Below are 13,025 nucleotides of genomic sequence, written 5' to 3'. Positions count from 1 at the left end.
TGACGATGTCAGCCTTTCAACGCTGATCATCGTCTCTCTGTATTGGTTTGCCGTTGAGTTCGGTCAACCGGTTAGGTGTTCGCGGCGATAATATCGCGTAACACCATTGGTAAGATGCCTTTATGACGTATTTGATCCAGCTCAGATGAGGTATCAACACGCGAAAGCAGTTCTATTGTCTGCGATGAGCCATCCGCTCTATGAATCGTAAGCTCCACAGATCCCCTTGCCTCAAGTGTATCAATACCCTTCAAATCAAAGGTTTCTGAACCATCCAAATTGAGCGAAGCGCGTGTAATCCCTTGCGGCAGTTGCAGCGGTAAAACACCCATCCCTACTAGATTGGATTTGTGAATACGCTCAAAACTTTCAGCAATAATCGCTTTTACACCGAGCAAGGCTGGCCCTTTAGCGGCCCAATCCCGTGACGAGCCTGTGCCATACAGTTTGCCACCAAACACAAGGGTAGGTGTGCCTTCTTCACGGTAACGGGCAGCGGCATCGTAAATCGACATTTGAGCAGGTTCGCCTTCAGATGGGTGGTAACTGGTTACAGCCCCCGTGGTGCCAGGTAGCATCAGATTTCTGGCTTTACCGTTGCCAAAAATACTGCGTAGCATCACGTGGTGATTGCCGCGACGTGCCCCAAGTGATGTCAGATCGCTCTCGGCAACGCCTTGTGAGATCAAGTACTCGCCAGGAGGGGAGTCTGGACGTATACGGCTAACCGGTGAGATATGGTCAGTGGTTGTATTGTCATCACACATCACTAACATGCGCGCCCCTGAGATATTATTTAATGCGTCCGCAGGTGGCTCCACTGAGAAACCATCGAAGAAAGAGATTTCTTGGATGTAGGTTGAATCTGGATCCCAGTCATAAACAGGGCCGGTCGGCGATGCCAGTTTCTGCCACGTATCAGGACCGTCGAGTGAGTTCTCATAGGTTTCCCTGAAGGCTTTCGGATCCATGCATTCATGCATGGTCTGAGTGATTTCGGCATTGCTCGGCCAGATATCTTTAAGGAAAACATCGTTTCCTTCTGCGTCTTGACCAATGGGCTGAGTGTTCACATCAATATTCACATTGCCCGCAATGGCCATGGCAACGACCAGAGGAGGGGACATCAGGAAGTTAGTATCAACATCCGGATGTACACGGCCTTCAAAGTTCCGGTTACCGGATAAAACAGACGCGGCGATAATATCGTGGTTTTGCAATGCGGCCTCAATGCTTGGTGCTAGAGGGCCTGAATTACCCACGCAGGTTGTGCAGCCATAACCGGCAGTATTAAAGCCCAGTGCATCCAAATGCTGTTGTAGTCCCGCCTTGGTTAAAAAGTCGGTTGCAACCGGAGATCCCGGTGCCAACGATGTTTTAACGCCGTTAGGTACTTGCATCCCAAGCTCATTGGCTTTCTTGGCAAGCAAGCCGGCTGCAATCAGCAAGCTTGGGTTAGATGTATTGGTACAGGAGGTAATCGCAGCAATGAGGATATCGCCGTCTTTTAACTCCCTCTCAGGTAAGGATACGAAAATACCGGCATCGTCTGCTTTCATCGGCGTAACGTTAACCACTTCAGGCGTGCGATCGCCTTCAGCCGCCGCTTTTTTGAAAACGTTGCCAAGCTCACCTAGCGGTAACCTATCTTGAGGTCTTTTAGGGCCAGCAACCGAAGGCTCAACGGTGGATAGGTCAAGCTGAAGAAGGTCCGTATAGCGTGGCAGAGACTGACCAGGTGTCCAGGTCATATTTTGTGCTTTATAAAAAGCGAGTGGCAGATCGCCATCTCTACCTGTTGCTCTTAGGTACTCGGCAGCGATTTCATCAAATGGGAAGAATCCCATAGTGGCGCCATATTCAGGCGACATATTGGCGATGGTGGCACGGTCAGGCAGGGAAAGGTTGGCGCATCCTTCACCGATGTATTCAACAAACTTACCAACAACACCTCCAGGATACTTGCGCAACATTTCAGTAATTGTCAGCACCAGGTCTGTCGCCGTGACGCCCTCTCTTAATGCGCCGGTGAGTTCAACCCCGACTACTTCGGGAGCCAGCATTTGCATAGGTTGGCCCAACATAGAAGCTCCAGCTTCAATGCCGCCTACGCCCCAGCCCACAATGCCTAAAGCATTAGCCATGGGTGTATGGCTATCCATACCGATGAGTGTATCGGGGACCATCAGTCCATTAATATTGAGGTAGCCCTGTGCCAGATACTCTAGGTTAACTTGGTGAACAATGCCGGTTTGTGGGGGAATAATTCTGATGGTGTCAAAGGCCTGCGCGCCCCATTTCAAAAAGGCATAACGTTCTACATTTCTGGCCGCCTCCAGCTCTCCATTGATTCTAAGAGAGGCAGGGCTACCGGTATTGTCCATTGTAACGGTGTGATCGATAACAAGATCCGCGCGTACTAAAGGTTCAATGATGGCGGGGTCCATGCCCATGCGCTGAACGGCTGAACGCATCGCCGCAAAATCGACAATGGCGGGTGTGCCGCTGAGATCGTGCATAAGGACGCGACCTGCAGTGAAAGGTATTTCGATCGGCTGTGTGCCGCGATCTTCTATCCAGCTTCCTAGCGCTTGAACTTGCTCCGCGGTGACGCCGTTTTGGCCAACGTTGCGAGCGATACCTTCCAAAATAGGACGAAGCGAAAACGGAAGTTCATCAAGGTTTATACCAAATTGTTCAGCGGTATCTGGAAGGCTATGGAAGCGGTGTGCCGTTCCGGGAAGTGTTTTAATGGAACGGGATGGATCAAAATCGATAGGACTTGTCATATTTTATACCTCACGCAGATGGGACGTTTAGAACCTATAACTTTTTTGGCACGAGCCTTCGGTCATTGTCGAAGCTGCTCGGGCTCCTTGTGCGTCATATATTCAACCGTCAAACGAACCGCTATTACCTGCCACATAAATTGTTGATTTATTAGAATTGTCGACAATAGTAGAGGATAGTTATCTTAAATCAAGGATATTGCTATTTTTTTGTCTTAATTACATACAATCTAAGACTATTTGCTAGTGTCGATCGGTTATTCTGAGAATGTTGTCAGTGCGCTAAGCGCGTTTATACAACGCAGGCTTAGGGACTGCTCAGCTGAATAAATAAAGGGTATCGGTTGAATAAACGCTAGCTAGCGGGCTATCGAGTGCCCTGATAAATTCAAGCGAATGTGAGGCGAGGTTGCGTCTAGGCCTGTCGCGAATCGTTCTATGCCTGAGTCATTGGGAGTGTCTGACAATCGTCTGTATGTTGGCAGAGAGATATTTATCCTAGACGTGTCCGACGGTTTCGGCGGATCAAGCGCGTCTGAAGTGGGCAAGAATCTAGCCATGATCGATGCTGTCTGAGTGATTGATTAAATCACCATAGACAAAAGCCCGTTAAACCGCTGTATAATGGAAGGCGATTGACCTGCTCTGGCAGCCCTAAAAATTAAGTATCCGCCTAATGGATTGATGTACTTAATAAAGACGGCCTGCCATATTTGCAAAATAAACATGGATGCCTACCACCAATGTATACCATCTGAAACACGTTAATTTTGCTATTATTTATTTTATTTATATCGACTATAAGCTCAATTTAAATTGTTTTTATTGAGCTGTTTATAACTTTCCTTATAATCTGTCGCCGATTCATAATTAGAATTAACTGAGACGAGACGCCTGACGCTATGAGTTACTACTCTGACTATCTAGAAGAAATAGAGATTCGTAAAAACGACCTTGGCCTGCATCCCAAACCGATTGATAGCGCTGAGCTACTGTCTGAAATCATTGCCCAGATTAAAGACGTTGGTAATGAGCATCGCGAAGCATCTTTAAACTTCTTCATCTACAACACGCTACCGGGTACGACTCCAGCGGCTGTCGTTAAAGCGGCTTTTCTGAAAGACATCGCTCTGGGTAAAGAAACGGTTGCAGAGATCTCTCCTGAGTTTGCGCTTGAGCAACTATCTCACATGAAAGGCGGTCCTTCTGTTGAAGTGCTGCTGGATATCGCGTTGTCTGACGATGCTCAGGCGGCGGCTGCCGGTGAAGTGCTGAAGTCTCAGGTATTCCTGTACGATGCAGACTACGCTCGCCTGGCTGACGCTTTCAAAGCGGGCAACGCCATCGCTAAAGAGCTTTTAGAAAGTTACTCAAAAGCTGAGTTCTTCACCAAGCTGGATGACATCCCAGAAAAAATTAAGGTTATTACCTACATCGCTGCTGAGGGTGATATCTCTACTGATTTATTATCTCCGGGTAATCAATCTCACTCGCGTGCTGACCGTGAACTACACGGCCTGTGCATGATCTCCCCAGAAGCTCAGCAAGAAATCGCTGAGATGGGCAAGCAAAACCCTGATGCTAAAGTGATGTTGATCGCTGAAAAAGGCACCATGGGTGTAGGCTCTTCCCGTATGTCGGGTGTTAACAACGTTGCACTGTGGGCCGGTGAAAAAACCTCTCCATACATCCCATTCATCAACAACCGTCCGGTCGTTGCGGGTACTAACGGTATCGCGCCTATCTTCCTGACGACTGTTGGTGTAACCGGTGGTATCGGTCTAGATCTAAAAAACTGGGTTAAGAAAACCGATGCTAACGGCGAAGTTGTTCGTAACGAAAGCGGCGACCCTGTTCTGGAACAAGCCTATTCAGTAGCGACAGGTACCGTTCTGACCATCGATACTAAAGCGAAGAAGCTGTACAACGGCGACCAAGAGCTGGTTGATATCTCTGATGCTTTCACGCCGCAAAAAGTGGAATTCATGAAAGCGGGTGGATCTTACGCGGTCACCTTCGGTAAGAAGCTGCAAACGTTCGCAGCTGAAACCTTGGGTGTTGAAGCGCCAGCTGTGTACGCACAATCTAAAGAGATCTCTATCGAAGGGCAGGGCCTGACGGCTGTTGAAAAGATCTTCAACCGCAACGCAGTGGGCGTTACCTCTAAGACGCCTTTGCATACCGGTTCGGATGTTCGGGTTAAAGTGAACATCGTCGGTTCTCAGGATACGACCGGTCCTATGACCTGTCAGGAACTGGAAGCGATGGCCGCTTCTACTATCTCTACCAGCGTAGATGGTGCTTTCCAATCCGGTTGTCACACCGCATCTGTATGGGATAACAAAGCGAAGGCAAACACGCCTAAGCTGATGGCGTTCATGAACGCGTTCGGTGTTATCACAGCACGTGATCCGAAACATGTTTACCTCTCAATGACTGACGTTATTCATAAAGTACTGAATGACATTACCGTTGACGACCGCGCAATCATCATCGGTGGTGACTCTCACACCCGTATGTCTAAAGGTGTTGCGTTCGGTGCTGACTCCGGTACGGTTGCGATCGCACTGGCGACAGGTGAAGCAGCAATGCCAATCCCAGAGTCTGTGAAGGTTACCTTCAAAGGTAAGATGCAGCCTCACATGGATTTCCGTGACATCGTCCATGCGACTCAAGCACAAATGCTGAAGACGTTCGGTGGCGAAAACGTATTCCAGGGTCGTGTTATCGAAGTACAGATCGGTACGCTGTTGGCTGACCAAGCCTTCACTTTCACCGACTGGACTGCAGAAATGAAAGCGAAAGCGTCTATCTGTATCTCTAATGACGACACGCTGATCAAGTCTCTGGAATTGGCTAAGTCCCGTATCCAAATCATGATCGACAAAGGTATGGATAACGCAGCGGCTATGCTGCAAGGTCTGATCGACCTAGCAGACAAGCGTATCGCTGAAGTGAAATCCGGCGAAGCGCCTGCGCTGGCTCCAGATGACAACGCTAAGTACTATGCTGAACTTGTTGTTGATCTAGACGTCATCAATGAACCAATGATTGCTGACCCAGACGTTAACAACGAAGACGTTTCTAAGCGTTACACCCACGATGTGATTCGTCCTGCTTCATACTACGATGGCCGTAAAGTTGATCTGGGCTTCGTTGGTTCTTGTATGGTTCACAAAGGCGATATGCAGATCATCGCTGCGATGCTGCGTAACCTAGAGAAGAAAGGTCCTGTTACCTTTAAAGCGCCATTGGTTGTTGCGCCACCGACTTACAACATCGTTGACGAACTGAAAGCCGAAGGTGATTGGGAGCTGCTGGAGAAATTCGCTGGCTTTGAATTCTCTGACGCGCATCCAAAAGAAGCTGCACGTACCAAGTACGAAAATATTATGTACTTGGAACGTCCTGGATGTAACCTGTGTATGGGTAACCAAGAAAAAGCAGAACCGGGTGACACCGTTCTGGCGACCTCTACCCGTCTGTTCCAGGGCCGTGTTGTTGAAGATGCTGAAGGGAAGAAAGGTGAGTCGTTGTTGGGTTCTACCCCAATGGTTGTGCTGTCTTGTGTCCTAGGTCGCTTCCCAACACTGGAAGAGTACAAAGAAGCGGTTGAGGGTATCGATCTGACTACGTTCACGCCGCCGACTAATGACTTGAGTGTTGCGCATACTATTCCTGCTGCACGTATCTAATTACTGATAATGTGCTAACAAAAAAGCCCTGATCCTTCAGGGCTTTTTTATGCCTGCAGGTTGGCTTTTCATTATGAATCTAGCGGACTAAAAGCGGGTTAGCCGCGCTTTATACCAAACGTACTGCGGCATGAATCTGTTCCGATCGTCACCCTGTGTCTGATGCGGGTTGTGCATCATCCATGACGATATGACGATGACTTTTATCGCTATAGTCTGGTGAACGGTTTTAGCGCGGTATCTGTCTGCTCTAAGTTAATCTCGGTCTTTGCTTCGTAACGGTGCGTCGCCTCTACCCAGTCGCTTAATAACGAAATAATCATGCGATAGGTTGTGATTCGAAGAGAGTGGGTCTCAGTAACGTCGTTTAGCGATCAGGCGTTGCCGTGCGGACATAAAAAAATCCGATGCTGATATCAACATCGGATTTTTGATTAAACCCTTTTATCGCTCAATGCTTAAGTGAACAGCATTGAGGCAACCGAAGGGTTGTAGCCGGTAATTTAACGGTTAAGCCGTAACGATAACATTTGATGCTTTATCGATATAGGATTCGATTTGATCGAAGTTCAGGTAGCGGTAAACATCGGCCGCCATACTGTCGATCTTAGTCGCATAACTCATGTATTCCTCAACGGTTGGGATTCTGCCCAGCAGAGCGGCTACCGCGGCCAGTTCAGCAGAAGAGAGGTAGACGTTAGCGCCATTACCCAAACGGTTAGGGAAGTTACGGGTAGAGGTTGAAACAACCGTGGTGTTATCACCTACACGTGCTTGGTTACCCATACACAGGGAGCAACCCGGCATTTCGATACGCGCACCGGCTCTACCAAAGATGTTGTAGTAACCCTCTTCAGTTAACTGAGCGGCATCCATTTTGGTGGGTGGTGCAATCCACATACGGGTTGGGATGGTCGCGCCAGATGCTTCTAGCAGTTTACCCGCAGCGCGGAAGTGACCGATGTTAGTCATACATGAACCGATGAAGACCTCATCGATATGTGTGCCAGCAACTTCAGACAGCAATTTAACGTCATCAGGATCGTTAGGGCAGGCCAAGATAGGCTCTTTAACGTCATCCAGATTGATTTCAATGACCGCTGCATAATCGGCATCGGCATCAGCTTCCATCAGTTCTGGGTTAGCCAGCCAGGCTTCCATACCGTTAATACGACGCTCAATGGTGCGCGGATCGCCGTAACCTTCAGAGATCATCCACTTCAGCATGGTGATGTTAGAGTTGAGGTATTCTTTGATCGGTGCTTCGCCTAGCTTGATCGAACACGCGGCGGCGGAACGTTCTGCGGCAGAGTCAGACAGCTCGAATGCCTGCTCAACTTTCAGATCTGGTAGACCTTCAATTTCAAGAATGCGACCGGAGAAGATATTTTTCTTACCGGCTTTAGCAACGGTCAGCAGACCCTGCTTGATGGCGTAGTAAGGGATGGCGTTAACTAAGTCGCGCAGGGTAACGCCAGGCTGTAGGGTGGTGCCTTTAAAGCGAACCAAGACAGACTCAGGCATATCCAGCGGCATCACACCGGTCGCCGCAGCGAAGGCAACCAGACCAGAACCTGCAGGGAAAGAGATACCGATTGGGAAACGGGTGTGAGAATCACCACCAGTACCCACAGTGTCAGGCAGCAGCATGCGGTTCAGCCAAGAGTGAATGACACCGTCACCAGGACGCAGTGAAACACCGCCGCGATTCATGATGAAATCAGGCAGGGTATGGTGAGTCTGAACGTCGACTGGCTTAGGATAAGCCGCCGTGTGACAGAAAGACTGCATGGTTAGGTCCGCGGAGAAGCCTAAGCAAGCGAGATCTTTCAGTTCGTCACGGGTCATAGGCCCGGTGGTATCCTGAGAACCCACGGTTGTCATCTTAGGTTCGCAGTAGGTACCAGGACGGACGCCATCAACGCCGCAGGCTTTACCCACCATTTTCTGTGCCAGAGAGAAACCTTTGCCGGTATCTTCTGGTTGTACGGGTTTGCGGAACAGATCAACGGGGCCTAGACCCAGTGCTTCACGGGCACGTTCAGTCAAGCCGCGACCAATGATCAGAGGAATACGGCCGCCGGCACGAACTTCATCTAGAATAACCGGTGTTTTCAGGCTGAATTCGCACAGCAGTTCGCCGGTTTCAGCGTTTTTAGCCACCCCTTCGTAAGGGTAAACGTCGATGACGTCGCCCATGTTCATTTTTTCAACATCCATTTCGATCGGCAGAGCGCCAGCATCTTCCATGGTGTTGAAGAAAATAGGTGCAATCTTGCCACCGAAGCAGTAACCGCCAGCACGTTTATTCGGTACGTGTGGAATATCGTCGCCGAAGAACCACAATACAGAGTTGGTCGCTGATTTACGGGAAGAACCGGTACCAACGACATCACCGACATAAGCAACCGGATGACCTTTGGCTTTAACTTCTTCAATTTGTTTTAGGGGACCAACACTGCCAGGCGCGACAGGCTCGATACCATCACGTTCCATTTTCAGCATTGCGTTAGCATGCAGTGGAATGTCAGGACGGGTGAAGGCATCTGGGGCGGGCGACAGATCGTCGGTGTTGGTTTCGCCTGTGACTTTAAAGACGGTGACGGTGATTTTCTCTGGCAGCTCTGGCTTAGCTGTAAACCATTCGCCGGCCGCCCATGATTCCATAATTTGTTTTGCAAAGGCGTTGCCGGCATCAGCTTTATCTTTGACATCATGGAACGCGTCAAACATCAGTAGCGTGTGAGACAGCGCTTTAACCGCCGTGGGTGCTAAGGCATCTTCATCCAGTGCCGCAATCAATGGTTGGATGTTGTAACCACCCAGCATCGTACCGAGTAACTCAACGGCTTTAACTTTGTCGATCAGTGGGGATACGGCTTCGCCCTTAGCGATAGCGGCCAAGAAGCCTGCTTTAACGTAAGCTGCTTGGTCAACACCAGCGGGAACGCGGTTTTCAAGCAGTTCTAGAATAAATGCTTCTTCGCCAGCGGGCGGATTCTTCAACAACTCAACCAGTGCCGCGGTTTGATCTGCATCAAGCGGTTTGGCTGGCACGCCTTCTTGGGCGCGTTCTTCTACATGTTTACGGTAAGCTTTAAGCACGATATACACCTCATCTGTTATCTCTACCAGAGGGTACTTGTGTGTGACGATCTGGCAGTCGATCGACATTGATCACGTCGATCTTAAATTGGCGTGGTAAATTCTAGCCTAAACCGGTTGTATAGTTAAGATTGATAGGCGCTTTGCTGCTAATACTTTCTGTTTAGTCAGACCCGTGGTGGGCCTAAGTGAATGTATTAACGAAAGGTTTCGAAATTTTCACTTCATGATGTAGATCAAAGTTACCTCGCTATCCTGAGTCAAGGGGTATTGATTTATGTATCATGCCTCAATAGTCAATCAGATTTTGATGGCTGCATTTACTAACACGTTTCATTTAGCGTTATCGTTTGCTATCGGGTTAGTCCGGTTGTTGTGCACGTTATCCGGATCTGATTAATCTAAGTAGTAAGAGGACAGGCTTGTGAATTCACCTATTTGGGCCGCCGTTTCTGGCTGGGAACTAAACGCTGAGCTTGAAGGGCCTAATGCCCTGAATATCGAGACTCTCTTTGTTGCCCTAGAAGGTAAAGGGTTGATCTATGACGGGCCTCACAAGTCGATACTGCTGAATCACTATAATCGTTTAGTGGCGGCTAATCCCAATAACCTTCGGCATCAGGTGCAGAGGGTTTATCTTGCTATCTTATGTCATGAGGCAGACGAACTGATCGGTGCGTTGATCGATCTGTTTATAACCCTTGATGAGCGCGGTAAGGGCCTGAAAGTTCGTTTATTAGAGCAGGGAGCGTCACTGTTACGTGAAGAGGATCTCTCTGTGTTTAACGATATTTTGGGGCAGGGTGAGAAACGAAAACTCTTGCAGCTCAATAAACAGAAGTCGGTGCTTTGCAACGGTAATTTTTCGCTTCATTAATTTGAATTTTCTATTTCTGGCTTAACGGAGTGGGGCAGTCGTGGGGGTATCTCATATCAAATTGGCTAAGCGGACAGGCAGCAGCGTTCTTCAGCTGAGTGTTGTCGGCTTTGAGTTGCAATCGAAAACTGCGATAGAGCTGTTTTTTATGCAGCATCAGCAGAGCTATGCTCTGGTGCCGGCGGATCGCGCTGATGTCGTCATTTTTGATATGGAGCATCCGACGGTTAAGCCATTGATTGAGGAGTGTCGTGGTCAGCGCCCAATTGTTGCCGTAACCGCCACTGAGCAGCAGTTCTCAGAATTTATCACCTTGCGTAAACCCCTTGAGGGAAAGCGACTGATAAAAGCGATTCAACAGGCTGTCGATCAGTTCGCTCCCGACACTCAGCAGCACAGCCTGCGTCAGAGTGTGAGCAGCGAAGGTGAAAAAGCATTTCAAGCGTATCAGAAACGTTTAGCCGCTGAACGTCAGGCGATTGCCGAATATCGCGCGAGCAGTAGCGATCGTGCACTCAGCTCTGCAGATGTACGTCAGCGTTTTCAATTAAATCAGGATGATACCAGCAGTAAAGCGAGCATTAGCGGCCATGATGAGCACTATGAACCCGTTAGCTTAGCGTCCTCCTCAAGCAGCGATCATCAAACATTAATACCGGCAACGACCGAGACTGAAACCTCCTCCATAGCAACAGCAGCAGCAGCAGCAACAGCAACAGCAACAACAGCGACAACAGCACCGACGCTTGACGATAATATCGAAGATGAAAAAACGGATGATATTTCGGCTAATAATAAAGCGAAATTAACCTATCAGATGGTATATGAGTGCTGCGGTAACGCGCCCGATATAAATCTAAATGAACCTGACCAGCGCCGTCGAGTGTTCTTTAAAAAAGATTCTACTCTGTTGGCTATTTTGCTGGAGGTCATAAACGAGGTTAAAGCACGTCGCTTACCCGTTGAGGTTGTCGGATTACCGGGGACGTTAGCTTATCTGCCTGAATCTCAACAGTTTCTCTTTGATTTTAGTGATGACCTTTTGATACCACTCGCACTAACACGCTTTGGTTATCAAGAGTTAACGTTGAACGTGCGGCCTGATCTTGAGGCCGATGCTTCGAGTGTGGTTAGCCCGCAGACGACGATCATAAACAGGGATGAGTTGATCTGGAAGCTGGCGTTGTGGACATCAAAAGGACGATTGGACCGTCTTATTAATCCTGAACAGCCTTATAAGCTCAGCCAATCATTGGATATTGAGCGTCTATTACCGATTCCTCATCTCGCGACGATGGCTAGTCTGTGGGGGCGGCATCGCTTGTCAGCGATTGAAGTCGTAAAAGTGCTCAAAATTCAGCAACGTTATGTTTTTGCTTTTATGACGGCGGCCCATGCGTTAGGGGCGTTTGAGTAACCATTATTTTTAGGCCCATACAGCAACCGTTGGTTTAGCGGTGGCAAGGGCTTTAATCATTATTAACAGTGTCGGAGAGATTTTGGTGGGAGATTATAATCAGGATTCTATTCGTTATATCGCAATTACCCCAAGCGGAGCTTACTTTGCAACCTTAAACTCGGCTTCGGATGATGCGCGGGCCATGTTGTTGCAGCTGCTATCCACGGATTTTGAATTACTCTATTCGCTCGAATTGGTCGCCGAACTTGCCGACCTTGATGAAACACAAGCAATGGGTTTGTTTCAACAGCTACTCGATCGCGGTTTTGTCGCGCTGTCTGATACGCCGCCTGAGATTAAACGAGGGCCGCTTGAAGACATTCTGCCGCCCTTGTTAGAGCAGGTCTCTAATAGTGGCAAGGCCTTGTTGGCTGATGATCAGGGCTTCTGTCTGTCATCGGTGGGCTATTCGGTTGAACAATCTGAAACATTGGCGGCCCTCGCCGCAGATCTGCTCTCACTGCAGGAGCGGCATAAACATGTTCTGACGAGTGAATTAGGGTTGGCCGGTGACTCTTGGGGCGTTATGAATGCGGCAGGGCAAAGCCAAGTCGGCTGTTGGGTTGTTTATATTGGGCATCAGCGTTTTACCTTGGTGATCTCCGATATGCCTAAGCTTAATCAACAAGCATTTGCTGAAATTCTAGCGAGCCTAGCGCGTCGCTATCTGGATTATTAATCATTGGAATTTAATAAGCTTCCATAACGGAAGCCTTTACGGAAGGAGTTTTTCTATGCGTTCTGAGATGCTTACCTCTATTTTGAGTGATCTCAACGGCACTTCAGCAGATATTGAAGCGTCAGCCGTCATCTCGACAGATGGTTTGATGATTGCTGCGTTGCTGCCGTCGAGTATGGATGAAGACCGAGTGGGGGCGATGAGTGCTGCCATGTTGTCATTGGGCGAGCGCACGGCAAAAGAACTTGCCCGGGGTGAGCTTGAGCAAGTATTGGTTAAAGGGGATGAAGGTTATATTTTGATGACCCATGCTAACCAAGACTCGGTATTGACGGTAGTAGCGAAGCCTAATGCGCGTTTGGGATTGATTTTTCTCGATGTTAAACGCGCGGCAGAAGCGATCGGCAAGATCCTTTAATGG

Annotated in this window: 7 protein-coding genes; 5 read left to right on the top strand and 2 right to left on the bottom strand. The window is 48.7% G+C overall.

Features of this window, described 5'->3' with window-relative positions; genetic code table 11:
- Positions 1-71: 71 nt before the first annotated feature.
- Positions 72-2,789: an aconitate hydratase AcnA gene (gene acnA / locus KO512_RS03385; RefSeq protein ID WP_215950932.1), complete on the bottom strand. Its 2,718-nt coding sequence runs from the start codon at positions 2,787-2,789 to the stop codon at positions 72-74.
- Positions 2,790-3,691: 902 nt separating this feature from the next.
- On the opposite strand from acnA, the gene KO512_RS03380 reads away from it, so the two are divergent.
- Positions 3,692-6,484 (top strand): bifunctional aconitate hydratase 2/2-methylisocitrate dehydratase, encoded by a 2,793-nt coding sequence (locus tag KO512_RS03380; protein ID WP_215950931.1) that lies wholly within the window; start codon positions 3,692-3,694, stop codon positions 6,482-6,484.
- A 510-nt stretch (positions 6,485-6,994) separates the two neighbouring features.
- Here KO512_RS03380 and acnB read toward each other — a convergent pair.
- The gene (acnB, locus tag KO512_RS03375) at positions 6,995-9,589 is read right to left on the bottom strand and encodes a bifunctional aconitate hydratase 2/2-methylisocitrate dehydratase (protein WP_215950930.1); all 2,595 of its coding nucleotides are present in this window, start codon (positions 9,587-9,589) and stop codon (positions 6,995-6,997) included.
- Positions 9,590-10,013: 424 nt separating this feature from the next.
- On the opposite strand from acnB, the gene KO512_RS03370 reads away from it, so the two are divergent.
- From KO512_RS03370 to KO512_RS03355, 4 genes are all read left to right on the top strand, one after another.
- Entirely contained in the window at positions 10,014-10,466 is a 453-nt protein-coding gene (locus KO512_RS03370; protein WP_215950929.1) for a hypothetical protein, read from the top strand.
- Between the two features lie 40 nt (positions 10,467-10,506).
- Positions 10,507-11,883 (top strand): hypothetical protein, encoded by a 1,377-nt coding sequence (locus tag KO512_RS03365; RefSeq protein ID WP_215950928.1) that lies wholly within the window; start codon positions 10,507-10,509, stop codon positions 11,881-11,883.
- Positions 11,884-11,968: 85 nt separating this feature from the next.
- Positions 11,969-12,604 (top strand): hypothetical protein, encoded by a 636-nt coding sequence (locus tag KO512_RS03360; protein WP_215950927.1) that lies wholly within the window; start codon positions 11,969-11,971, stop codon positions 12,602-12,604.
- A 55-nt stretch (positions 12,605-12,659) separates the two neighbouring features.
- A complete protein-coding gene (locus KO512_RS03355) occupies positions 12,660-13,022 on the top strand; it encodes a roadblock/LC7 domain-containing protein (RefSeq protein WP_019622314.1) in 363 nt (120 codons plus the stop codon).
- The last annotated feature ends 3 nt before the right edge of the window (positions 13,023-13,025 follow it).

Origin of the sequence: Amphritea atlantica, from assembly GCF_018860855.1 — a bacterium.
Lineage (GTDB): Bacteria > Pseudomonadota > Gammaproteobacteria > Pseudomonadales > Balneatricaceae > Amphritea > Amphritea atlantica_A.
Note: the sequence above shows the minus strand (reverse complement) of the source record. Positions and strands in the feature narration are given on the sequence as shown.